The following is a 25,174-nucleotide window of genomic DNA, read 5'->3' as shown; positions in this document are numbered from 1 at the left end:
TAATATTTTTGTATAGAATAAATATAAAATTCCTAAGAAAAATTTCATTTTTAGTTGTATTTATTTGGAATACGCTATACAATATCGATATACGATGTATCGCTAGTCGATATATCATATATCGATGTATCGGAGGTAGTTATAATGAGTGTGAAAGCGCAGAAATATATTCCATTAACAGAGGCAACCTATTATATTTTGTTGTCATTAGTGAAACCTTTGCATGGCTATGGGATTATGCAAATGGTGGAAGAAATGACGAATGGAGAAGTAAAACTCGGACCTGGTACGTTATATGGGAATACGACAAAGTTATTGAAAGAAAAACTGATTGTAGAAGTAGCCTCTACAGAGAGAAAGAAATGTTACGTGTTAACTCCATTTGGGAGAGAAGTGTTAGAACTTGAATTTAAAAGGTTACAACGTTCTGTTCAAAATGGGGGAAATATTTTAGGAGAGTGAAGACAGTATGGAGATAAAGAAGACATTAAAATTTTTTGCGGCGTGGAACCTAGAAAAAGAAGAGGCGTATTTAAGAAAAATGCACCAAAAGGGCTGGGCATTCCAAAACTACAATTTTATGTACACATTCAAGAAAACGGAGCCGAAGGATGTTGTTTATAAAGCCGATTTCAAACTGGATAATCGAAACTCACAAATGAATCAAAAAGAATACATTGAAATATATGAGATGTCTGGTTGGAAGCATGTAACCAGCTTTACGAAATGGCACTATTTTTGTAAAGAAGTAGATGATGATAATGAATTACCTGATATTTATTCTGAGAAAGAAACGAAGATTGAAAAACTTATGGATTTAATGAGATTTTTTGCGATTATCTTTGTCATTGAGATGCTAGGGATGTATTTGAATTACTTAGGACCTTCAGAAGCCAATAGTCCCGTTTGGATAAAACTTGTGCTGGGGCTTTGCGGATTTATAAATGTATATGTATTTGTAAGGTTATTTTGGAAGATACGAAAATTGAAAAAAGAGGTTTTGTGAATGACTCGGTTCTAAAACAATAGTACAGTTGCATCTCACTGAGTGTTACTTCGAACAGTTCCTCACGATTGTATGTGACCATAGGATCTATTTATCCATCCATGCTACTACATATAACAATTGATTTACTTGTACTCGTTCGATTATTTGTATTAAAGGGGAAAGTAACTTTACAGTGAGTTTTAAGAATATATGGAGAATGAAAAAAACGTTGCTTGGAAAACAAGTGGCGTTTTTTATTGGTTTAAGAAAGATTTTTTAAGGAACTTTTATAGGAGTATATGTAGTTTTTGAATGATTTTTCTGAAATGAAAGATTATTCTGTTATAATTATACGTAAATGGGATTTGTTGTATGTGAATATGATTGGGGGAAGAAATGTGAAAAGACTTTATAAACTGACATTGATATGTATCATTTTTATTTTTTGCAATGCTTGTAGTACACAAACAGAAACAACGAAAACAGAGAACAAGAATGTAAGTCAGAAAGAAAATAAGAAAAGAAATAATGAAAAACAGGTTGTTCATTCTATTCCTGTTACATTTGAAGATATGGCGAAATATCCGAATGGAAAATATAACGGAAAGTATAAAGTGGGGCTATTAGACATATCGAAAGAATCGGAACCTATTATGAAAGAGGTGGCTCGTGATACGGAATCGAATATAAAATCTGTCGATTTGAAGAATAAATCTAATAGTGAGCAAGCAGAATTATATGTACATACGATGTATAGCTTGTTAAAGCAGGATATTACACCACTTGATAAAATACCGTTACAAATTTTAGAGATAGGTGGATTTGAGGAGAAAGAAAAGAGCAGTACTGGTACGAAGGGGGAGCAAGAAAATAAAGAGAATAGTGGAAACTATAACATTGAAATACTATTAGATGCTAGTGGTAGTATGGCTGGTAAAGTTGATGGGAAAATGAAGATGGATATTGCAAAAGAGGCAATTCAGCAGTTTGTTTCCGGTTTACCAGAGACAGTTAATGTTTCGTTACGAGTATATGGACATAAAGGATCAAATGAGGAAAAGGATAAAGCGGCTTCATGCGGAGCGATTGAAAATGTATATACATTACAAAAGTATGATCAAACGACGTTTCGTCAATCATTAGATGGGTTTCAACCCGTAGGATGGACACCGCTTGCTGAAGCAATTAAAAAATCGACAGAAACGTTTCAATCTGCAAAAACAGACGATAAAAATATAATGTATGTTGTAAGTGATGGAGTAGAAACATGTGGAGGAAACTCGGTTGAAGAGGCAAAAAAAATTTCAAATTCAAACATAAAACCTATTATGAATATTATTGGATTTCAAGTAGATCATGAAGCGGAAAAACAGCTCAAAGAGATCGCGGAAGTAAGTAAGGGGAAATACGTACTAGCAAATAATGCAAAAGAGTTACAAGATCAGTTTGAAGAAACAGGAAAAGATATTACGAGTCGTAGATTAAAGGCTGGTGGAGCTCAAGTAGATTTAAATATGGCTAGCATCAGTGATAAAATGAAACTTGATGAATATGAACGGAAAACGAAAGAAAATATAAGAAGCGTTCAGATTGCTATGAAGTATACAGTTACAATCCTATATAAAGACGAAAAAATGAGTCAACAGTTAGCTGATGAAATAGAGAAAAGGATAAACGATTTAACTAAGAAGCAGGAGAAACAAGTGGAAATGGCATATAGTCAATTCCAAGAAAAAATAAAAAAACATTATGAAGAGATGAGTAGGTCGATTAAAAGCGAGTAATTGATAGATAATCCAAAAGGTAATGAGGGATTTTATGTTACCTTTTGGATTAGGAAATATGAATCAAGTTTCCAAGTGTTAGAATGATTGGTTTTGCGCAGGTTTAATAAATTGTTCTGGGTTTTCAACAAGCCCGCATACTGCACATTGGACACGATAGGAAGGTCCTTGATATGCCATATGAAAAGCATTCATTGTTTCGTTTGTATATTCTTCTTCAATTTGACCAGTTTGTGGATTTAACTTTACTGGTTTTATTTGCTGCTCAAGAATATTAAAGCGAGTGCGATTTGTTTTACAACTTGGGCAAAGCATTGGTTCCATATGTATACACCTCCATTTTTAGCATCTCTTTATATGAAGAAATTTATTCAAAAGCAAAAGTTATTGATGTACAAGCAGTTATATTTAACCATCCTTGTAAAAAAAGTTTCTCAACATAAATCGTCGATTATTATATTTAAAATTCAGAAAAGATAAAATACAATAAAAGTATGAACTGGTTATGTCCAAACCAATCTCCTGTTTTATGCCAATATGTTTGAGACCGAGAAATCGGTCTTCTTTTTTTTGTTTATAATTATGAATACTGTCATATAAACAAGGTTTTCTACGTCCTTTGTCGAATTTTTAGAAGAGAATTTGAAAGGGGGATTACAATGAACTTAAAAATGAAATATGTCATTTTATATGTGGAGCGATATGAAGAATGTCTTCGGTTTTATAAAAATCTTTTATGCTTACCGATAAAAGGCGAACATGGTACATACATTGAGTTTGATACCGGAGCAACAATTTTAGCGATGAATAGTAGAGAGGATGTACGAGAGTTAACGGGATTATCAATTCCAAAGGGTGAATCAGAATCCTCTAATTTTGAAATTGGATTTGTTGTGGAGGATGTTAACGAAACGATTTCAGGATTAAGAGAAAAAGGTGTAAAGGTATTAGTGGAGCCAATAACGAAACCATGGGGGCAAACCATTGCTTATGTGTCTGATCCAGATGGTAATTACATAGAAATTTGTAACTCATTAGAGTAGAGGGAGAAAAGAGAATGGGATTTCCAATCTTAGAAACTGAGCGTTTAAAATTACGGGAATTAACATTATTAGACGCTGAAACAATGTTTTATTATTTTGAGAAGGAGTCTGTTATCCGTTACTTTGGTATGGACTCTTTTCAAAATATGGAACAAGTGAAAAATACGATTCAAACTTTTAGAAAAAGGTATGAAGAGGGAAATGTTTTACGCTGGGGGATAGAGCTAAAAGGAACAAATCAATTAATTGGTACATGCGGATTTCATTTAATCAATCCAAATCATAAGAGAGCCGAAATTGGCTATGAATTAGATGATACATATTGGGGAAAAGGGTATGCATCTGAGGCTTTACAGGCAATTCTTACATATGGATTTGAAACATTGCAGCTAATAAGGATTGCAGCAGTTGTTTATACAGAAAATGAAGCTTCACATCGATTACTGAAAAAGGCTGGATTTCAAGAAGAAGGATTACTTCGAAAATATATGATTCAAAATGGTGTAGCTCATGATACTGTAATCTATTCATTATTAGAAGAAGAGTGGAAAAGATAATGAATTCAAACGAATTAGTAAAAGTGATTGCTGAAAATACAAGTAATCGTTTTATTCTAGGTATAGATGGTCTGAGTCGTTCGGGAAAAACAACATTAGTCAAGCAGCTAGAAGACGAATTGAAACAAAAAGATATTCCATTTCATATTTTTCATATTGATGATCATATTGTGGAGCGTAGCAAGCGCTATAATACGAAACATGAAGAATGGTATGAGTATTATCAACTACAATGGGATGTTGAATGGTTGCAACAGCATTTGTTTCATAAATTAAGGTTGGAAAATCAGCTAAACCTTCCGTTCTATGATCATCAAACGGATTTCTGTGAAATGAGAGAGGTAATCATACCTAATCCTTGTGTGATCGTAATTGAAGGAGTGTTTCTTCAGCGTAAAGAGTGGCGAGAATACTTTGATTATATGGTGTATTTGGATTACCCAAGGGAACAAAGGTTTCTTCGTGAAAATGAAGAAACACAAAAGAATCTCCTAAAGTTTGAACATAGATATTGGAAAGCCGAGGATTTTTACTTGAAAGTGGAAAGTCCGCAGCAAAATGCTGATCTAGTTTTAAAGGGATAGAGACAATGTTTATCAACCTAGGAATGAGAATTTAGTGCATTTTCAGCTTAAGAATGTTAGTTCTTTCGTTTTGGAGGATTAGAATTTTTAAAGTAACAAAAAACATTAGGTTAATTCTAGTGTTTTTTGTTTTTCTACCTATAAATAAGGATTAAATATGTCGAATTATTTATTGCTATGGCAAATTAGTTAAAGTGAGGTTTATATAACATGATTCGATTGATTATGGAAAAAGATGCAGAACCCTTTTTAGAATTATGTAAAAAGATTGATGAAGAAACGGAATTTATGTTATTTGAGGAAGGGGAAAGAACTACTACTATAGAACAGCAACAAAATACGATCAAAAAAATAACTCAATCTTCAAATTCAGCTATTTTTGTTGCTGAGATTGAAGGTAAATTAGTAGGATATTTGATGGCAATTGGTAGTAAACCAAAAAGAACTAGACATAGTGTTTATATTGTTGCTGGTGTAACAAATGAAAATAACGGAAAAGGAATTGGAACCCAGTTATTTAAAGAACTTGAAAATTGGGCAAAAGCGATTGATGTAATTAGATTAGAGTTGACGGTAAGGATAAATAATACATCAGCAATTTCTTTATATAAAAAACTAGGTTATGAGATTGAGGGAATAAAAAAAGCTTCTTGTATTATTGATGGAAACTTAGTTGATAGTTATTATATGTCTAAGATTTTGAAATGTATGTAAAACGAAATTTTTCTAAACATTCATTTTTAAAAATAGGTTTATTTTAGAAGTTGTGCTATTAAACTAACGATGCAGGTTAGTAAATGAAGAGACAAAGAAGTTACAATGCTACCGTTTAAATAAAAGTGTTCTTGTAAATTGAGAGTGTAAGGGGAAAGCAGGATGCTAGAAAATCGTGTTAGGTTGAATGGAGGATTTAATAACGACGTTTTTTATATTAAAGAGAAAGAAAGGGTAGTTAGAATTTCTGATAAGAGTAAAACAAAGGAGATGGTTTTACAAGAAATAGAGTGGATGAACTTTTTATATGAAAAAGGTGTACATGTACCTAAGTCAGTAATTCCTTTAGAGTGTGAGGACGAACGGGTTAAAACATATTTTGAATTTATTAAGGGTGATCAAATTGATGTTACAAATAAATCCCACTGGAATGAAAAGATTTTTAAAAAACTCGGTAAAAATTTAGGGAGAATGCATGCACTATCCAAAGGTTTTAAATTACAAACAATACAACGTCCTGAATGGAAAGTGGAAAGTCCTGATGTCTTTGATATTAGAAGAAAGTTAGATCCATGGATTAAGGAGAAATATGAAAAGTTGGTACACAATCTAACTTCATATATTATTACTCCTGATACTTTCGGACTTATTCATAATGACTATCATCAAGGAAACTTAATTATTAATGAGGAAGGTCGTATAACTACAATTGACTTTGATGACTGTGCATTTAATTGGTATGCTCAAGATATTGCAGTAGCTTTCTATCATGCTTATTGGCAACATAGCTCCTTTAATGGCAATACACATTCTTTTTGTGATATATTTATGAGTAATTTTTTTGCAGGATATAAAACAGAAAATATGCTTCATAAGGATATAATTATACAAATTCCTATTTTCTTAAAAATAAGAGAGATTTATTTGTATCAATTATTCATACAAAAATGGGATATGAATAATTTAGAAGAATGGCAAGAATACACCTTACATAGCTTAGAAGACAAAATCAAGAATCAAGTACCATATGCAGGTATAAATGATTTTTCTATTTTTTTATCCCGCATTAACGGGCAGTAGTAGCTATTTGAAGCAGATCTGTTTAATGAAGAATCATTTAAGGAAATTGTTCGTGGCTTTGAAGTATGGTGGACAAGTTTAGCAGGTGGCTTCTCATTAGAACGTTCTGTCGATGAGTATGGACAACAGCTTTATAATGACTTGGTTTTGTACCTTGAACAAAACCAAATAGAGCCTTTAAAGCAATTGCATATTAGTTTAATTTATGACGAATGTGTATTAGCGTAAACAAAAAGCAACTCCAAAATCAATTTTTATTGTATATTTTGGAGTTACTTTACGTTTACTTTTATCATTGGTTAAATCGCTCTTATCTAAAAGACCATAACCATAAATCACAGCATTAGCTAATAAAATTCCTAATAAACTAAAGCCTCTTAAAGAGTCTATTATTTTAATTCTTTCTTTTTGCACGTGAATGAACATACATAGACCAATTTAAATTGTTGTTAGCTAAAATAATCCTCTTTTTCCTTTCTGTTTGATTAGGTAAGAGATACCTTCTATATGGTCGCCGATAATTTGTTTTGTTGCTGAAGAAAGTTCTCCTTTTTTAGCGAAATGTTTTTCTGGTCGTATACGATTCATTTTATCTACCTCAACAGAATGGACATTTTGAATGTTTAAACCCGATAGAATTGTTTTTACTTGCGCAATGACGGGGGAAACAAGTACATCAAATCCAATTTCATCAATACATTTTCGGCTAAAAGCATGAGGGATTGCAACTGGTGAACCAACCCCTAAATCTTTTCGGTCACATGCCAGGTTAACAGCATATTTACAGGCTGTCACAATATAGACTGGAGCACGTTTCATAAGATATTCTAAATTATTTAATGCTAGGTCTGTACCATTTTGAATCGCGTGGACAAATGGTAGTAGATCTTGCGAAGGAATAATAATATCACCATCAATAAAAAGTAAAATATCACCTTTTGCGAAATATGCCCCTATAGCCCGTCCTGTATCATTTCCAAGTTTTTCATCATAAACAATGACAGTTGCTCCGCTCTTTTTTACAATTTCTTCTGTATGATCTGTCGTTCCATTAACTACTACGATGATTTCTAAGGGTTCTAGTTTTCGTACCTCCTGAATTACGGCTTCAATCGTTCTATCTTCATTATAGGCAGGGATGATAACTGATAATTGTTTTCCTGCATAAATATTAGAGTGCTTTCCCCAACCAGTAATGATTTTCGGCATAGGTTCTAGTTTGTTTGATTTTAAATTCTCAATGATATCTCTTCTTCTATTTTCATCAGAATAATTTAGCCTTGAGTCGTTAGTCTCATGTATCCAATCTGCAATTGTTTCAATATGATTCCCGATAATTCTTTTTTCACTAATGGAAAGAGTTGTAGGGGTATTTTTATGTTGTTTGGGGTGAACTCGATTAATAGTTACTACATCAATTGACATATGACGAGAGATGCGGAATTGATGTTGAATAATTTTTAATTGTGCATAAATCGGATTTTTTAAACTATCAGAATGAATTTTTTTGATGACTTCCTTTGTCATAGCATGAGGCACAGCAACAAGTGAATCTGAATTTAAATTAGGACAATGTAAGAAGTGATTCATAACTTGTTTCCAAATTGTGATTGAGTGAGGAGGGTACACTTTTTTAAAAATATAATCTAAGTTATTTAATACAACATCTGCAGTTCCTTCTACTAAAGGTTCAAGAAATTGATTTAATGTGGAAGAAGAAATAGTAAAATCGGCATCGATGAATAGTAAGATGTCGCCTTTTGCTTCTTTCGCTCCTATAGCTCGGCCAACATTGTGCCCTAATCGTTCTTTATATATAAGGACTTTACAATTATGATTTTTAGCAATCTCTATAGAACGATCTGTACATCCGTTAGCAACAGCAATAATTTCCATAGGATTCAATTGTTGACATGATTCTAAAACACTAGATAATGTTTTTTCCTCATTGTAAACAGGAATAATAATCGAAACAGTTTTTTTGTTCATATTCATGCTCCTTATTAAATTTTAATATTATCCTTCGATATACATAGTTTATGTAATATTAAGATAGTTGGTTAGGGTTATTTAAATAGGAATAGATATTTAGGCTGAATAATAGTTTTTGAATGAATTAAAGAATCTCCGCAACTTAATATCCGTATATACCGTTCCCTCCTTTTGGCTAATGCATATTGTATTAATTAGAAAGGGGGGAATAGATATGGCGTGTACTACGAACAATCTTTGTTTTAATATATGTCTTAAGATTGTAATTACTCCAGGAAATGGTGTAGTAACAAATGTGAATTGTGGTGATGTATGTGGGACAAGCCCTACCATTGAAATAACGCCTGATGGAGCAATTGTAATTACGTTACCATTAGTCGCATGTTTCTCTATCACATTAAATGATGATCTAAGTGTTTCTACCCTATTAACAAGCCTTTCTTTTCATACTTCTTAAATAGGGCATCTTTATTGAACATGAATTAGATGTATATGTAAGGAAATCAGAGGCTGATTCAAAAGATTAATACAAACAATAAATTAATATCTATGTAAGCAAATTTCACAAATAGTTGCAGCGAATAGACAAAGGTTTGTATAGGGAGAGATTCGGATAAAATCAAGGTATATTCCCAGTTTATTGCTTTTGAACAGCCTCTATTAATTTGACACTTGTATAATCTATGAAGAATACAAAAAAATAAAATATTATTTGAGAAAGGAAGACGGGAATAAAAATGAATGATCGAAGTATCATCACAATTATTGGGTTAGGTTATGTAGGGCTCCCTTTAGCAATCCATTTTGCCAAACGAGGATATATGATAATCGGACTTGATAAAGATAAAAAAAAAATTGAAATGCTCAAAAAAGGGGAGAGTTATATTTCAGATGTCTCTTCAATAGAATTGCAGCAATTATTAGAAAATAAAAAACTGATTGTACACACTCCTAGTGAAGGGATAAAAGATTTTCAAAATAGTAATTATGTGATTGTAACCGTTCCAACTCCTCTTGATTCAAGAAATGAACCTGATTTAAGTGCGCTTTTATCTGTATCACACTATATTAAGCAAAATCTTCAAAAAGGACAAACCTTCATTTTTGAAAGTTCCACCTATCCAGGTACATTAGAAGAAGCGATAATTCCAATCATTGCTGAAACAGGTAATAAGGTTGGAAAAGACTTCTACATTGGATACTCTCCTGAACGAATTGATCCATCCAATCAACAGTACACAGTACAATCTATTCCAAAAGTCATTAGTGGTCAAACGGAGATGTGTAAGCAAAAAGTGCAACAATTATATAGCTCCGTCTTTGATACGATTGTCCCTGTTAGTTCACCAAAGGTTGCTGAGATGTGTAAGCTTTTTGAAAATATTCAGCGTTTAGTTAATATTTCTTTAGTAAATGAATTAAATATATTATGCAAAAAAACAAACATTGATTTTTATGAAGTGTTAGAAGCAGCAGCAACGAAACCATTTGGGTATACCCCATATTGGCCAGGGCCAGGAATCGGTGGACATTGTATCCCTGTCGACCCAATTTATTTTCAATGGAAAATGAAACAATATGGTTTAAAAAGTCAATTAATTGAAGCAGCTCATTTAATTAATGAAGAGATGCCAATAGAAGTTGTAAAGCAAGTAAAAGAAGCAACCAAACCTTCAGGAAATATTTTAGTTGTTGGAATTGCTTATAAGAAGGATGTAAATGATTTGAGGGAATCTCCTGCTCTTAAAATTATGCAACTTTTAGTGGAAGAAGGGTTTAGTATCCAATATCACGACCCGTATATTTCTAATGTGAAAATCGGGAACAGAATTTATCATTCGATTCCTTTGGAAGAGATAACAGTAAAACAAGCGGATTCTGTATTAATTTTAACCGATCATTCCACTATTGATTGGGAAATTCTAAAATCAATAAATCATATTATAGATACACGCGGAATTATGAAGAAAGCAAGTGTATAAGTAAATACTGTTTGAAAGGATTGAATCTACGAAACTACGTAGCATATGGACAAAATGATGGTAATGTCATAAGAGGGAAATATGTGGGAAAACCAGGGGAATATTATTTATATATCTATAAGTATGAAAATGGTACTTATTTATTAAACGTAAACTTCATAATGATGTTGGTTGGGAAACATTATTGTGTCCCAGTGTTACACCAACCACTTCACTTATTTTGGGTGACCATCTTGAGGGATTTTCGCATTTATTTCAAGTTCAAAAAGAATAAATTAGACAAATTTGGAGAGGTGGATATTGTTGCTAAGTCAATATAAAAAAATAAAAATTTCATATGATGAATTAGATAAAATCTCACTGAATAGGATAGAGCCCTTTATATTGCATATCGAATGGAATAATGTGTGTTATGAATTTTTAATTCGAATTAAACCCAATGCTTCTAATGTTCTTGTATTTGGTTCAGGAGCAGGAGGATTTCAAGAAGAATCAATTGGTCCACCCATTTTTCACAGGCATTCTTGGATGGTAGAGTTTGAAGATACTGTGATTTATTATAATGATCCAACTTTATATCTTGGAGAAATATCTTTAGGTTGGGGACAGGGGACGATAGATAGATTCTACCTAAAGGATATTGCAATAATACTAATGAAAATATTTAAAAAATTAAAATTCAATCAGAAAAATGTATTATTTTACGGGAGCTCAGGTGGGGGCTTCATGTCTTTAATACTAGCAGGATATGTAAAAGGCTCGACAGCGTTAGTTAATAATCCACAAACAATTTTAACTAATTGGATACCGGTACCAGTAAATCAAGTGTTTAGCTTGTCTTACCCAGGTTATTCTAGGGAGTACATTGAAAAACATTTTGGGTACCGAATTAATGTTATAGATTTTTATAAAAAAATTAAATATGTACCAAATATATATTTTTTACAAAATGTTGCGTTCGAGTTTGATGTAAAGAATCATTTAATGCCTTTTATTTCTCAATTGAAAGAGATGGATGAAAATCTAGCTGTAAATACAATTCAAATAGATTTATATTATGACAAAAAGGCAGGTCATGCAGCTGTCGGGAAAAATGAAACAATTGGATATATAAATAAGATAAAACCCAATAAAAATATGGAAGGAATTAAATCATAGGAGGTGGTTAAATCGCTTAAGCAATTTAAGAGGATAGATATTAGATTCAACCAAATTGAAGAAATGTCTATTATTACATCAGAACCATTTCTTTTAAATGTTCAATGGGATGAAGTAAGTTATGAATTTTTAATTCGTATTAAACAAAAGTCACCAAATGTCATTATATTAGGATCGGGGGCAAGTGAAAATCAGCATCCACCTATCTTTCAGAGGTACACATGGATGGAAGAATTCGATGATTCTTTAATTTTTTATAATGATCCTACTCTTTATTTAGGTAATATTAATTTAGGATGGGGACAAGGAACTATTGAGCGATTCTACTTGAAAGAAATAGCCATCATTTTAGAGAAATTAATACAAAAGCTGAATGTAGCAAATGAAAATATACTGTTTTACGGAAGCTCCGGAGGGGGCTTCATGTCTTTAATATTAGCAGGGTATATAAAAGAGTCCTGTGCATTAGTAAATAATCCTCAAACCATCTTAACAAACTGGTATATAGATCCCCTCAAACAGGTATTTAATATTTCTTATCCCAATCTGTCTTTGGAGGAGATTAACCACTTATTTGCTGAAAGAATAAATGTTATAGCATTTTATAATCAAATAAAACATGTACCACGCATTTATTATTTACAAAATATAGCCGCAGAATTTGATATGAAGAATCATCTAGAGCCCTTTGTTGATGGATTACAACAAATAGATGAAAATTACCATGTAAACCCAGTAAAAATAGATTTGTATTTTGATAAACGTTCGGGTCATATTCCATTAGAGAAAAATAAAATTCTCCGTTATATAAATTTAATAAAACAATAATAGTAACTACAATTTGTATAATATTTTATTTGTTATTTTGAAAAGAAGTATAATCTAAACTCATTTAAAGAAGGAAATTTAGACAAGCAGGAGAATGAAAAGCTATCTTTCGTTTTCAAGAATAATAAAAAATACTATCTCCAAATTGGAGGTAGTATTTTTTAAAACATTTTTATAGAAGTGTGGAATTACGTAATTTTTTTATATCAACTTTGTTTCTTATTTGTTTATTACCTATAAAATCTTGGTATATGAAGAAGAGGAATTTGCACAATTGGTAACAGTTACCCATTATTAATTAAGTATCCTTTTAAAGGATTAAAAAGAAGTGTAGAAAAAAATGATAATAAATATGTATCTATAGGTCCAATAAAGGAGTGAGGATATGTGTCAAATGAGAGTGCGCTAGATAAAAATATTGCTAGGTATATAAATGAAACAACTATGTTGCACAAACCGTACAATGAATTGTATAAGAAAAATACGATCGTTACAGTAAAGGTAGAAAATGTAGTGAAATATGGTGTTTTTGTACAGATCCAGGATGAAAACAAGGGTAGAGGTTTATTGCATATAAAAAAGTTGCAAAACATGTTTGTTAAACGTATTGAGGATTTTTTGCAAATTGGAGATATAATTGAAGACGTTAAAATAATTGATGTTACTCATGAAAGTCTGTCATTCTCAACCCTACATTTAAAATTAGAACGAAAATACTCAGAAGAAATACACGATAAAACAGATATACAAGAGATTAAAGATAGAATTGCACAAAGAGTTGGTATTATTTCAAAGGATACTGAGAAGAGAATTGAAAACTTTATTAAGGAGCAGGGAATTGTACCATTTGTAATGGCCATGAGTAAGGTTATAGATGATTTTAATTATGACCTATCAATTAAATTGGTTGAGGAAATTGAAAGAAAGGCGCGTGATTACCTTTAACACAAAAATAAAAATAATTATTACGGATCATGCAAGTGATACTTTTAATAATCGTAATGAAGAAGAATGTATAGAAGCTTCTGTTTATAATGCAAAAATCATATTAAAAAACAAGAATCATATTTACATGAAGAATAATTCTTTAAAGTATCCATGTTTGATAGTAGGTCAAGATTTAATTGTTAAGTCGACCATTAAAGAAAATATGAAAATGATACCTTATGTTTTTATAGTCTTGAATATAAGTTTCCCATTCTTTCTTTAATAGGTGTCTTTTCATAAAAAAACCTCCACATGTAGTATGTAAGGAGATTATCTCATGGGTTATTTACAAATAGTAGGTGGGGAATATTTGACGCTTAAAAAGCTAGCAAAATGCTAGCTTTTTGTATTTCTAATATTTGTATCATTTTTAATACGACGTGACATAATACCAATTTTTCTCGATTTTTGTGATTTCTTTATATTCGCTATTAAAATCATTTTTGTTTGGTTTTATATCATTTGGTGTGTAAATAAACCCTGAAAAGTTATCTAATATACCACGATAAGTAAAGAAGAAAACTAAGGTACCATTTTTATTATGCTGTATAAGTACATCTCCACCGCCTTTTGAAGTAGCTGCAAATCGTTCAGGTAAATGAATTTGTCTACTATCATGATTAATATTAGGAGTTAACTCTTTGCGATTTATAAGTTCTACAACTTCTTTACGGTTTTCTTTGTAGAATATAAAATCTAGTTTTAGATAGATTAGTGTAAATGGTGTACATAGCCAAATAACTATTATCGTTATTTGAATAATAAAAGGTTTCCAACTTTTATATTTGATAACATGTATAATCGTAAGGATTAACATTACGAAAAACCATCCGTGAATTGCTATCGATAAAAACGGCATAGCAAATGGCGTAAGAAATTCTACTAAATACCATTGAAAAAAATGATAGAGAATAAGAATGAGACCACTTGTTATTGTAATTTTTGTTAAGTTTTTATTCATATTCTGTATGTCCTTTCCATCCTGAAAAACATATCATTTTAGTGGAAATGTTCCGAATTATTGTATTTCTATTATATTATAAATTAACTATGTAGTGCAACAAAGGATAGATAGGGCATAAATGTTTTTGCCTTATCTATTCTTTTCTTGGTTTTATCCCGCATTAACGGACAGTAACACTCCCACCTCAAAATTCAGCGAAAGCAAAGAAGTTAGGTGGGAGATGAACTGTCCGTAAAAGCCCGATTCGTTCAACTAATAATCAGTGGGGGATGAAGAAAACCCCCACTGATTAAAGTTTCACTTTATATAATGTGCAATATGTTTATTTACGAGTCTTTTTTGAAAAGTTTAAAATTCTAAAAATACAAAAGGATAAATTCGATATTTATAGAATTTAAAATAATAACAAAATAAGGAGGGATACAATGGAAGTCTTACATTTAACAAGTAGAAAACGAGAAACATATAACGTTCAAGTAAAGTATTCGATACTTTTCGAATGTGCACTTGGAATTGCGGCGATCACTCATAAAAGGCTGATTGATACGTTAGAAAAATCTCAAAGTGAGTGGGAAGAGATAAGACAGTCATTATCAACGGAAATGATAGAGCATTTACATTTTGTGGAGAAACATAACACGTGGAAAGCGTTGTTACAACTATTATATCAAGAAGATTTTACGAATTTACCTGAGTTTATCCAGTATGTAACCACGTTATCAGAAGAAGATTTAAAGTATATATGCATTCCATTTATCGGCTATACATACCAAGAAAAAAGAAAGAAGGCAGCAAATGGAGAGATGAAGGCAGTACAGGAATTAAAAGAGATAACAAGTAGCAATCCATTTTTCCCTGCTTATATTGATTTCATCTGTAAAGTGGATATAAAAATGCTTAAAGAGCATTTCATTGCAGTGATGACAGGCTGGTATGAAGCTATTATTGAACCGGAAGCAGAAAAGCTATCACTTATACTAAAACAAGACTATGAAACGAAATGTAAAATGAACGAAAAGATGAAGGCCGAAGAATTTGTTGAATGGGCAACAGGCGGTGTTACCTATTCTCCAGAGCCAAGTGTACATCATGTCCTTCTTATCCCGCAATACACGTATCGACCTTGGAATATCGAAGCAGATATAGAAGATACAAAAATATTTCATTATCCAATCGCAAATGAAAGTATACATCCAGAAGATCCATATCAGCCAAGTTATTTTTTAGTTCATAAACATAAGGCTTTAGGTGATGAAGCAAGATTGAGAATTGTAAAATTGTTATTTGAAAAAGATCGTACATTGCAGGAGATAACGGAACAATTAAATCTTGGGAAGTCAACAATTCATCATCATTTGAAAATTTTAAGATCTGCGAAGTTAGTTGATATTCAAGATGCAAAGTATATTTTGAAAAAGAAAGCATTAGAGGCTATATCGAAAGAGTTGGAATTCTATTTAAATCATTAATTATGAATTTGTACATCCAAAGGTAAAAGATAAAATAATTTTACTTTTATAGAATATGCACAATAGGAGGAGAACTAAAAAGAAAAGTTGGTGCAAAATGGGGAGAAATATTTTAAAAAATCGATCGTTTTTCTTTATGTGGATTGGTAGCGCGATTTCTGAATTAGGCGGTGCATTTGGTACCCTATGTAATTCCATTCTTATTTATCAATTAACGGGCTCGAAAATGGCCTTAGGAAGTATGTGGCTACTTTACTTTATCCCATCGCTTCTTTTACAGCTTGTCATTGGTCCTTTCATTGATAAGTGGATCCGGAAATGGATTATGATTGTATCTCAGTGGACACGTGGGCTAGCTTTTTTACTCCCTCTATGTATGATAATCATTGGAAATATAGAAACATGGCATATTTTTATTGTACAAATAATTGTAGGCTTAATCACTCCATTTTACGTACCAGCCAATCAAGCAATTACACCGACAATTGTATCTAAGGAAGAACTACAAACAGCGAATGCTTATATCGATGGAATGGTTCGTCTTGTGATGTTTTTAGCCCCTGTATTAGGGGGAATTGTTATTGAGTTTATAGGAGTAAAGCTAACATTATTTTTCGTTTGTTTATTTCTATTTATAAGTGGTACTTTACTATTATTTATACAGGAACATAGAGTAGCTCAAACAATTCGTAAAAGTTGGCTAAAACAATCTATTGAGGGATTCACCTATTATTTTAAACAACCCATTATCGTTTGGTTAGGTGTTTTTCTCACATTTGTTCAATTTGGAGTCGGTGTGACGATGGTTATTAATCTTCCATATATAATAGATGAACTCTCAGCAAGTTATGCTGATTATGGATATTTTATGGCAGGTTTTCCCCTTGGGTATGTAATCGGCTCTATACTTGTTGGGAAAGTGCAGTACCATAGTCGGCGTCTTCTCATGCTTGGGGCGCTATTGATAGGAGGAATCACATATATTTCACTAAGCCTAAATCATAGCATCATTTTAGCAGTTATGATTGAAGTTGTAGCGGGCGTATGCATGGCATTTTTTAATGTCCATAACACGACAATATGTCAACAAATTGTACCAAATGATAGGATGGGGAAGGTATTTTCGGTACGCTTATTTTTAATAAGAGGTGCGATGCCACTAGGTGTTTTAGTTGGAGGAGTATTGAGTGAGGTATGGGGAGTGAGGGCGTTATATGTACTAATTGGATCTATCATATGTGTAACTTCTTTAGCTGGAATGCTACTCCCGTATTTTAAATTTCTCGATGAATCTATTCGAGAAAAATCAGCTTAATAGCCTTGTTGTATAATTTAAATGAAATGTTTTAATTGAAAATAATTATCATAATCAATTATAATAAAGGAATACGAGTGTTATTTGCAAATAAAGGGAGTGGGATATATGTTTATCGAAACGAAAACAATTACAGTTAAAGAAGGAACTTCAGATCTTGTTGTTCAGCGTTTTTCTGGGGAAGGTATTATTGAAAAATTTGAAGGGTTTATCGACTTAAGTGTTCTTGTTAAAAAGGTGAGAAGAGGGGACGAAGAAGTCGTTGTAATGATTCGTTGGGAATCTGAAGATGCATGGAAAAACTGGGAGACAAGTGAAGAGCATCTAGCTGGACATAGAGAAAGTCGCGGGAAACCAAAACCAGATCATATTTTGAAATCTGAGCATGCGGTTTATTATGTGAAATCATCAAAATCAGCTTATCAGCAATCTTAATCAAAAAAGGAAATACATTTTGTAAAATATAAGACATGGAAGTGTCATAAAGTTTTTTTATATCAATGTCTTGTTTATAATATATGAAAAAAGTACATCACACGATATGTAGTGGTGTACTTTTTTATTTAATTGGTATGTGTAAATGCTTAAACAAACACGAATAATATTAAACATGTAAACAACATGAGAGAAAGTCCTTTGGAGACTCAATCTTATCTTGCTGGTGATAGGTATCGCCAGTATTTTTGAAAAGTAAGGTTAAGCTAAATAGACATGAAATGATAATTCTATCCACATATAGGGTGAATGTACATATTTCCAAATGATACAACTTGTTGCACGTCAATGGTAGATTCTATACAAGGAATTGGATATGTGAGCACTTGAAAAAGAGAAGCAATTCGTATGTCAAATGTTAAAAGATTGCATACAAGTATCTTGGAATTTCGGTGATAGAACTCTTAAGTATGATTTTTAATAGAAAATGGAACAAAAGAAACTTTTGTCTTGTCTATATAAAGGAGTCAAATATAAAACATGAGGAAAGGTGTTTATGCTTATGCAAATAAGCTTGAGGTGTTGAGATGGAACATAAGGTTATTGAAAATTGCAATCATGATGAAATTGATAATGTTATAAGAGAACATTGGCAAGACGTATGGAATTATTCATTCATTATTACAAAAGATACCCATTTATCAGATGATATAACGCAAGAGGTGTTTATAAAAGTATTTAAAAAATGGAGCTCATTTCGAAATGAGTCCTCTGTTAAAACGTGGTTATTAAAAATTACAAGGAATACAGCTTTAAATTATTTGAAGTCCTCCTATTTTAAGAGGATTTCTTTAGTAAGTTTCTTTCGAAATGATAAGGAATATCCGTCAGCAGAAAAACAATTTTTACAAAAAGAAACTATGAATGAAGTTTGGGACATCGTATTAAATTTGCCCCAAAAACATCGTGAAGTATTAATACTAGATGCAAAATATGAATTATCTTATGATGAAATTGCTGAAACATTAGGCGTGTCTATTGGAACTGTGAAATCTAGGCTACATCGCGCTCGTGCACGAGTTTCAAAAATATTATCGGAGGATGAATTATGAACAATGATAGAAAGCCGGATTGGTATAAAGAATTAAAAGGTGGGCCTATGAAACAGCCTCAAGACGAAGAGGAATTGATTTATAAGATAAAACAATCCATATACCAAAATAGGGAGGAAGGTTCTCCTAAAATTAGAAGGCCATTTCGTATAAAGACATTCACTGTTGCAGCTGTTCTAGTTTTTACGGCTGTGCTGTTTAACTTTCAACAATTCTGGTTTGGAAAAAATGAACCGCCTGTGCAAAGTAGCACTCAAATTGAAGTTAAGATGAAAGATGAATCTAATCAAGATCAATTACTAAAACAATTTATGGATGAATTAAATCAAAACACAAGCTTAAAAAATAAGAACGATTTATATAGAGTATTGGATGAAGAATTTATTTTTAAGGGAGAAAAGTATAGTAAAAATGAATGGAAGTTTGATGATGATATTTTTCATGATTTACAGGTAGCTCTTGCAATGGGGGGAGAATTTGTGAATGATACGAAAACATTATATAAAATACCTAGTGGATTGGCAGAAAGTAACCAAACGAAGCAGGAACGTTATTTATATGCTACTGTTGTTGGGGAAGAAACAAAAATTTTAACTCAACCAAAACCTGATTCACGCGTTTTATATCGGGTATCTAACGAAACTGTAAAAGCATGGATTCCGGAGAAAGTGAATAATGATGGATATATAAAAATAACTACAATGAATGGTTATACCGGTTATGTAAAAGAAGACCATGTCTCAATAGATATCCAGTATTCTTTCATTTTTGAAAAACAAAATGATGGTATGTGGAAAATAAAGAGTATAGATTCTATATGGTAAAAGAAAAAGGTTCACTTTATTGAACCTTTTTCTTTATTTTTTATTCTCTTTTTGAAGAGTATCCCAAGCCTTTAAAATTTCCGCTGCAACAAGAGCTGCACTATTTGTTTCAGAATTACCACCAGGAATAATGACAGAAATAGCAATATGCGGATTTTTAGTCGGAGCATATGAAATAAACAGAGAATGGTTTATAACTTTTTTTTGTTCGTTTGGCGAACCTGTTATTCCAGTTTTACCAGCAACGTCAAAGGGTAAATTTTTAATTTCTTGTATATTTTGACTCATTCCACTTTGTAAAACATTCCAGAAACTTGAAGGATAACGATTTGAACTTTCTAAAATTGGTTTAAATTCTTTTGTTCTTTTATCACCGTTTTCTATGATAGCGTTCACGATTTGAGGTTTGTATTTGTCTCCTTTGTTTGCAAGAGCAGCTGCATATTGAGCAAGTTGGAGAGTAGTGTGCACTTCATTTGCGCCCCAAGAAGCATTCAATAAAGCAGAAATCCCACTTTCAAAATTACTAGATGCATGTAACTTATATTGTCCTTTTTCTTCAAAGGGTAAATCAACTCCAGTTTTCGAGCGAAGACCGAATTGTTTTAAATAATTCGTCCACAAGGTTGCTACTTTTTCTAAATTTCCATTATTTTTATTGAATAATGGAATTGCTACTTTTGCTGTCATAAATGTATTTGATGAATTAATGATAGCTTGACTCGGTGTAATTTCACCAGTTGGAGTTCCAGCGGCATTGGTGATGTTATTTTGATTATTATACTGAAGGCGACCCTTATCTAAATACGTATCTTCAGGCTGAAAAAGCTTTTCGTTTAACCCAATTAATATAGTAAGCGGTTTTATAGTTGATGCCATATTTATATAGGAATCACCATACTTTAATTTTTGGATTGTTTTATTTTGAGCAAGTAATTGGATGTTTTCTTTTTCAGACAATGATAAAGGTGTATTGAATACATTTGGATCAAAAACTGGCGAGTTAGCCATAGTTAATATTTCTCCTGTTTTAACATCTATCACTACAGCATAACCAGCAGTAGCATCAGGTGTTTTCAGAATTTGGGACCTAAGTGCTTCTTCTGTTTTTTGTTGAAGTTTATAGTCTAGTGCTAGCTGAATATCTTTTCCTCTTTGAGGACTTTGTATGTTCCATAAGAACTTTTTATTTTTTATTTTAAAAGTGAGAGTTTTTCCTGGTTTTCCTTTTAAATCGTTTTCATATTGAAGTTCAATTCCATTTTTACCAACAGGAACATAATGAGAATCTGAGTTGTGTTTTTCATAGTCAACATACCCAATTACTTGTGAAGCAATTTCATGATGTGGATAAACACGTATCAACTCATTTTTTACTATTACATTTTTGAAGTTATTTTCGTTTATAAATGCGGATTCTTTATCATTTAAGTTTGCATGTAATCGTATTTCATTTTTATCATGATGTTTACAAGATTTTTGTAATTGTGAATGTATGTGATTTACTGAAATTTTATGGTTAAACTTGGATGAAAACTGATTTAGAAAACTTGATATCTTCGCTACTTCTTGATCGGCTGGACAATCAATATTATAGACATAATACAAAGACTTTATTTGTTTATTTGTGGCTAGTATGACTCCGTTTTGGTCAATAATTTTTCCTCTTTCAGCTGCAGAAGTTGTGATAGTAAACGAAATAAACCTTGTTATGAATAAAACCATCAAAACAACTCCTAAAATGAAAAAAATCGTTAAAATTATCCACCTCTTCGATTTTTTATGTAACATAAAATCCTCCCTTATCCAGATTCTATTCTATATTAAAATTTATTATTTTTTTTGTAAATGTGGGAACAACTTTATCATTTGTATTGTCTATTAAGTGTAATAGCGCTTTTAGAGAAGTAAGCTGCTAGGAAAGGAGCAATAATAATGAAAAAGAAACTGATATTAAAAGTAGGTCTATGCGCAAGTATATTAGGGATTAGCCAATTTACCAGTTCAATATTTCCAGTACAAGCTGCAGAAAAAGTAGAGCAAATAAAAAATAAAAATCAAGAGAAAGATGTATCCATTTCACAGTTGCGTCCAAAAGTCTGGATGCATACAAGCACTGGCGAGGTAAATGGAACACGTATTTCTGCAAATGGTTTAATTCTTAAAACGTCTAAAGGACTAGTACTGATTGATACACCTTGGAATGATGCTCTTACAGATCAACTACTTCAAATACTAAAAAAGCAATTTCCTACAAAAGAGGTCACAGAAACAATTGTGACACATGCTCATGACGATCGTATAGGAGGAATTAAAACGCTGACTAAAAAAGGTGCCAAGGTACACAGTACGGCTTTAACTGCTGATTTAGCAGAGAAACAAGGTTTTGATAAGCCTCTTGGAGACTTGAAGAAACGCGATAATATGCGATTTGGTGATATAAACGTGGAAACATTTTATCCAGGAAAAGGACATACACAAGATAACATAACAGTATGGTTACCAAAGTATAAAATCCTATTTGGAGGATGTTTAATAAAATCACTAGATACGCAAGAGATTGTACAAACTCCAGGTTCATATGTATCTAATTGGTCAAAGGCAATTAAAAAAGTAGAAAAGAAATACAGCGATATAAATATTATTGTACCAGGACATGGAGATCCCGGAGATAGTCGTTTATTTACTCATACGTTGAACTTGTTAAAAAATAATGAAAATTAATAGGGTATGACGGCCACGTAATATAGAAGAACAGCCTAATTTTTGTTTTAGATATATTAATAAAAAAATAAGGGGAACTGCTTATGATTGAATGCAGTTTCTCTTATTCTTTATCCAGCATTAACGGGTAGTAAGCCTCCACCTTAAGGGTCAGAGAGAAACGAGGAAGAGAGGTGGGGAATAACTGCCCGTAAAAGCCCGGTTGGTGAGGGCTAACTATCAGTAAGGGATGAAGAAAACGCCCACTGATGGAAGTTTCACTTTAAGTAAATAGAGGAACGATTCCATTTTTATCTATTCAATTCATTAATTGAATGAACCGCTACTTTTTAGTTTTCTTTGTATAAAGATTGAATAACACATATGCGTGAATTTGTATATAAAACTGTAATCCGAATGAAATTCATTAAAAAATGGAGGATATATGAAAAAGCAAACAGGAAAGAAGCAGAAGACATCGATATCTATCCGATTAAACATCTTATTTTTCTGCGTATTTATACTATTTTCGGCTATTATTTTTCAGCTAGGAAGAGTACAAATTGTTGATGGAGAGACCTATAAAAATCAAGTGGAAAAAAATGAAAATGCAACAACGAGTATACCAGTTCCCCGTGGGAAAATTTATGATCGAGAAGGGAAACCGGTTGTTGATAATAGAGCACTTCGTACGATTACGTATACAAGATTGAAGGGTGTAAGCTCTGAAGACATTTTAAAAACTGCAGAAGATATTGCAAATATACTTGAAATATCAGAAGAAGAAATAAACAAATTAACGGAAGTAGATAAAAAAGATTTTTGGATGCAATTAAATAAAAAGCGTGCTAAAGAAAAGATCACGAAGCAAGAAGAGGAAAAATTTAGAAAAAAGGGTATAGAAGGGAAAGAGTTAGACAAAAGAATCGAAGAGTTAAGACGAAAACGCATTACAGAAGAAGAATTAGGAGAGCTCACGCCACAAGACTTACAAGTGTTAGTTATTAAAAGTAAAATGAGTTCTGGTTATCAAATGACACCACAAATTATAAAAAAAGACGTGACAGAGCAAGAGTATACGAGGATAAGTGAAAATTTAGCAAAACTCCCAGGGATAGATGCGACAGTTGATTGGGAACGAAACTATGTAAATGGTGAGTTATTCCGTTCGGTATTAGGGAATATAACAAGTGCTGAAGAAGGATTGCCAAAAGAACACTTAGATTCTTATTTGGTCCGCGGATATAATCGGAACGATCGCGTGGGGAAAAGTTATATTGAACAACGATATGAAGATGTATTACATGGAACAAAAAAAGAAGTTAAAAATAATATTGATAAAGCAGGAAATGTTATTCAAACGGAAACAGTCTCTAAAGGAAAAAGTGGTAACAATTTAACTTTAACAATTGATATGGAGTTACAAAAAAAAGTAGAAGAAAGTATAGAAAAAAATTTAAAAGCTTTTAAGAGTTCTGAACCATTAATGGATCGTGCTTTTGTTGTCATGATGGATCCGAAAACCGGACAACTATTATCTATGGCTGGTAAGAGATTGGTAGAAAAAGATGGGAAAGCAGAAGTAGAAGATTTTGCATTAGGCAACATGGTAACTTCTTATGAGTTAGGATCAGCTGTAAAAGGTGCTACTTTATTAACTGGATACCAAACCGGAGCTATACAAGCAGGGACTCAATTTTATGACACACCTATGAAGTTTAAAGGTACGAGAGTTAAAAAATCATGGAATGTATCCGGATTTGGAAATATTAATGATTTAAGGGCTTTACAAGTATCATCAAATGTATACATGTTTCATACCGCGTTACAAATAGCTGGAGTGAATTATGTACCAAATAGTTCATTGGATATTAAACAAGCAGCATTTGACACAATGCGTTATTATTTTAAACAATTTGGTTTAGGCGTCCCAACAGGAATCAATTTACCGAATGAAATAACTGGACAAACGAGGCAGAAAGATAGCCAACCTGGATTTTTATTAGATTTTTCTATTGGACAGTATGATACGTATACACCATTACAATTGGCACAATATATTTCAACCATTGCAAATGATGGATACCGAATGCAACCTCAAATTGTCCAAGAGATTCGAGAACAAACAACAAAAAAAGAAGAAATTGGACAAGTTGTACAATCTATAGAACCTGTTGTGTTAAATCGAGTGGATGTGAAATCGGAATATATTGATCGAGTAAAAGAAGGCTTTAGATGGGTATTTCAAGAAGGCGATGGAACCGGTGTGAAATATTTCCAAAAGGCTCCATATAAACCAGCTGGGAAAACAGGAACAGCTCAGACAGTATATGGAGGAGATAGTAAAATTGGAAGGAATGAGAAGGGAGAACGTATTGAGTGTTACAATTTAACATTAGTTGGATATGCTCCATATGATAATCCAGAAATAGCATTTTCTGTAGTAGTCCCTTGGGTTCACAATGATAAAAGTGGGATTAATTCATTAATTGGAAAGGATATATTAGATATATACTTTGACTTGAAAAAGCAACGTATGAATGGTGAAACTACTAATATAGTGAATCCTAATCAGTAATAGTGAAATTTCGTTCTCTGTAGGGAAGGTAATGATTACTAGGGTCCAAGTTATATTGTTTATCCAGTTATTCACGG

At 32.1% G+C, this 25,174-nt stretch carries 23 protein-coding genes and 3 pseudogenes; 21 read left to right on the top strand and 5 right to left on the bottom strand.

What is annotated here, in order from left to right:
- Window positions 1-144: 144 nt before the first annotated feature.
- From ACM6HU_RS27995 to ACM6HU_RS27985, 3 genes are all read left to right on the top strand, one after another.
- Window positions 145-462 carry a PadR family transcriptional regulator gene (locus tag ACM6HU_RS27995; RefSeq protein WP_016115268.1) on the top strand — a complete coding sequence of 106 codons (318 nt, stop codon included), beginning with the start codon at window positions 145-147 and terminating at the stop codon, window positions 460-462.
- 7 nt (window positions 463-469) lie between these two features.
- Window positions 470-1,006 carry a DUF2812 domain-containing protein gene (locus ACM6HU_RS27990; protein ID WP_088094441.1) on the top strand — a complete coding sequence of 179 codons (537 nt, stop codon included), beginning with the start codon at window positions 470-472 and terminating at the stop codon, window positions 1,004-1,006.
- 380 nt (window positions 1,007-1,386) lie between these two features.
- Window positions 1,387-2,772: a vWA domain-containing protein gene (locus ACM6HU_RS27985; RefSeq protein WP_414848561.1), complete on the top strand. Its 1,386-nt coding sequence runs from the start codon at window positions 1,387-1,389 to the stop codon at window positions 2,770-2,772.
- 78 nt (window positions 2,773-2,850) lie between these two features.
- Here the strand turns inward: ACM6HU_RS27985 and ACM6HU_RS27980 are convergent, their stop codons facing one another.
- On the bottom strand, window positions 2,851-3,096 hold the full coding sequence (locus ACM6HU_RS27980; RefSeq protein ID WP_003198313.1) for a hypothetical protein: 246 nt from the start codon (window positions 3,094-3,096) through the stop codon (window positions 2,851-2,853).
- A 335-nt stretch (window positions 3,097-3,431) separates the two neighbouring features.
- On the opposite strand from ACM6HU_RS27980, the gene ACM6HU_RS27975 reads away from it, so the two are divergent.
- The 6 genes and pseudogenes from ACM6HU_RS27975 to ACM6HU_RS27950 form a co-directional block, all read left to right on the top strand.
- On the top strand, window positions 3,432-3,815 hold the full coding sequence (locus tag ACM6HU_RS27975) for a VOC family protein (protein ID WP_016115265.1): 384 nt from the start codon (window positions 3,432-3,434) through the stop codon (window positions 3,813-3,815).
- 14 nt (window positions 3,816-3,829) lie between these two features.
- Complete coding sequence (locus tag ACM6HU_RS27970) at window positions 3,830-4,372, top strand: GNAT family N-acetyltransferase (RefSeq protein WP_016115264.1); 543 nt, start codon at window positions 3,830-3,832, stop codon at window positions 4,370-4,372.
- Window positions 4,372-4,956, top strand: coding sequence for a kinase (locus tag ACM6HU_RS27965; protein ID WP_016115263.1), 585 nt, complete (start codon window positions 4,372-4,374; stop codon window positions 4,954-4,956). Before ACM6HU_RS27970 ends, ACM6HU_RS27965 begins: the two co-directional genes overlap by 1 nt.
- A gap of 210 nt (window positions 4,957-5,166) precedes the next feature.
- A complete protein-coding gene (locus ACM6HU_RS27960) occupies window positions 5,167-5,670 on the top strand; it encodes a GNAT family N-acetyltransferase (protein WP_016115262.1) in 504 nt (167 codons plus the stop codon).
- 162 nt (window positions 5,671-5,832) lie between these two features.
- Window positions 5,833-6,750: a phosphotransferase enzyme family protein gene (locus ACM6HU_RS27955; protein WP_016115261.1), complete on the top strand. Its 918-nt coding sequence runs from the start codon at window positions 5,833-5,835 to the stop codon at window positions 6,748-6,750.
- Between the two features lie 3 nt (window positions 6,751-6,753).
- Window positions 6,754-6,978: pseudogene (locus ACM6HU_RS27950) on the top strand (hypothetical protein); the annotation flags it as partial.
- Here the strand turns inward: ACM6HU_RS27950 and ACM6HU_RS27945 are convergent.
- Together ACM6HU_RS27945 and ACM6HU_RS27940 are read right to left on the bottom strand one after the other, a co-directional pair.
- A complete protein-coding gene (locus ACM6HU_RS27945; RefSeq protein ID WP_229161725.1) occupies window positions 6,970-7,164 on the bottom strand; it encodes a hypothetical protein in 195 nt (64 codons plus the stop codon). The pseudogene ACM6HU_RS27950 and the gene ACM6HU_RS27945 sit on opposite strands and share 9 nt — an antisense overlap.
- Window positions 7,165-7,203: 39 nt before the next feature.
- Window positions 7,204-8,739: a glycosyltransferase family 2 protein gene (locus ACM6HU_RS27940; RefSeq protein WP_016115259.1), complete on the bottom strand. Its 1,536-nt coding sequence runs from the start codon at window positions 8,737-8,739 to the stop codon at window positions 7,204-7,206.
- A gap of 217 nt (window positions 8,740-8,956) precedes the next feature.
- Here ACM6HU_RS27940 and ACM6HU_RS27935 point away from each other — a divergent pair, with 217 nt between their 5' ends.
- The 5 genes and pseudogenes from ACM6HU_RS27935 (at window position 8,957) to ACM6HU_RS27915 (ending at window position 13,655) form a co-directional block, all read left to right on the top strand.
- Window positions 8,957-9,199, top strand: a complete 243-nt coding sequence (locus tag ACM6HU_RS27935; RefSeq protein ID WP_016115258.1) for a hypothetical protein — start codon at window positions 8,957-8,959, stop codon at window positions 9,197-9,199.
- 280 nt (window positions 9,200-9,479) lie between these two features.
- Window positions 9,480-10,724, top strand: a complete 1,245-nt coding sequence (locus tag ACM6HU_RS27930; RefSeq protein WP_088094438.1) for a nucleotide sugar dehydrogenase — start codon at window positions 9,480-9,482, stop codon at window positions 10,722-10,724.
- Window positions 10,725-11,009: 285 nt separating this feature from the next.
- Window positions 11,010-11,867: pseudogene (locus ACM6HU_RS27925) on the top strand (glycosyl transferase); the annotation flags it as partial.
- Window positions 11,868-11,945: 78 nt separating this feature from the next.
- Window positions 11,946-12,710, top strand: a complete 765-nt coding sequence (locus ACM6HU_RS27920; RefSeq protein ID WP_229161723.1) for a glycosyl transferase family 2 — start codon at window positions 11,946-11,948, stop codon at window positions 12,708-12,710.
- Between the two features lie 387 nt (window positions 12,711-13,097).
- Complete coding sequence (locus tag ACM6HU_RS27915) at window positions 13,098-13,655, top strand: S1 RNA-binding domain-containing protein (RefSeq protein ID WP_016115253.1); 558 nt, start codon at window positions 13,098-13,100, stop codon at window positions 13,653-13,655.
- Window positions 13,656-14,067: 412 nt separating this feature from the next.
- Here the strand turns inward: ACM6HU_RS27915 and ACM6HU_RS27910 are convergent, their stop codons facing one another.
- Complete coding sequence (locus tag ACM6HU_RS27910; RefSeq protein WP_016115252.1) at window positions 14,068-14,658, bottom strand: hypothetical protein; 591 nt, start codon at window positions 14,656-14,658, stop codon at window positions 14,068-14,070.
- A 428-nt stretch (window positions 14,659-15,086) separates the two neighbouring features.
- On the opposite strand from ACM6HU_RS27910, the gene ACM6HU_RS27905 reads away from it, so the two are divergent.
- From ACM6HU_RS27905 to ACM6HU_RS27885, 5 genes are all read left to right on the top strand, one after another.
- Window positions 15,087-16,130 (top strand): ArsR/SmtB family transcription factor, encoded by a 1,044-nt coding sequence (locus tag ACM6HU_RS27905; RefSeq protein WP_088094140.1) that lies wholly within the window; start codon window positions 15,087-15,089, stop codon window positions 16,128-16,130.
- Window positions 16,131-16,227: 97 nt separating this feature from the next.
- The gene (locus ACM6HU_RS27900; protein WP_088094139.1) at window positions 16,228-17,445 is read left to right on the top strand and encodes an MFS transporter; all 1,218 of its coding nucleotides are present in this window, start codon (window positions 16,228-16,230) and stop codon (window positions 17,443-17,445) included.
- A gap of 108 nt (window positions 17,446-17,553) precedes the next feature.
- Window positions 17,554-17,880, top strand: coding sequence for an antibiotic biosynthesis monooxygenase family protein (locus tag ACM6HU_RS27895; RefSeq protein WP_003207439.1), 327 nt, complete (start codon window positions 17,554-17,556; stop codon window positions 17,878-17,880).
- Between the two features lie 587 nt (window positions 17,881-18,467).
- Complete coding sequence (locus ACM6HU_RS27890) at window positions 18,468-18,992, top strand: RNA polymerase sigma factor (RefSeq protein WP_016115249.1); 525 nt, start codon at window positions 18,468-18,470, stop codon at window positions 18,990-18,992.
- On the top strand, window positions 18,989-19,816 hold the full coding sequence (locus ACM6HU_RS27885) for an SH3 domain-containing protein (protein WP_016115248.1): 828 nt from the start codon (window positions 18,989-18,991) through the stop codon (window positions 19,814-19,816). The genes ACM6HU_RS27890 and ACM6HU_RS27885 overlap by 4 nt, the downstream gene beginning before the upstream one ends.
- Before the next feature lie 11 nt (window positions 19,817-19,827).
- Here ACM6HU_RS27885 and ACM6HU_RS27880 read toward each other — a convergent pair.
- Window positions 19,828-21,607, bottom strand: a pseudogene (locus ACM6HU_RS27880) (peptidoglycan D,D-transpeptidase FtsI family protein).
- A 144-nt stretch (window positions 21,608-21,751) separates the two neighbouring features.
- On the opposite strand from ACM6HU_RS27880, the gene bla reads away from it, so the two are divergent.
- Entirely contained in the window at window positions 21,752-22,540 is a 789-nt protein-coding gene (gene bla, locus ACM6HU_RS27875; protein WP_275857991.1) for a subclass B1 metallo-beta-lactamase, read from the top strand.
- Between the two features lie 424 nt (window positions 22,541-22,964).
- Complete coding sequence (locus ACM6HU_RS27870; protein WP_088094137.1) at window positions 22,965-25,097, top strand: peptidoglycan D,D-transpeptidase FtsI family protein; 2,133 nt, start codon at window positions 22,965-22,967, stop codon at window positions 25,095-25,097.
- Window positions 25,098-25,174: the final 77 nt, after the last annotated feature.

The sequence above is a fragment of the Bacillus sp. IT-79MI2 genome (assembly GCF_949768135.1).
In the GTDB taxonomy this organism is placed as follows: domain Bacteria; phylum Bacillota; class Bacilli; order Bacillales; family Bacillaceae_G; genus Bacillus_A; species Bacillus_A pseudomycoides.
This window is presented reverse-complemented; position numbering and strand designations above follow the sequence as displayed.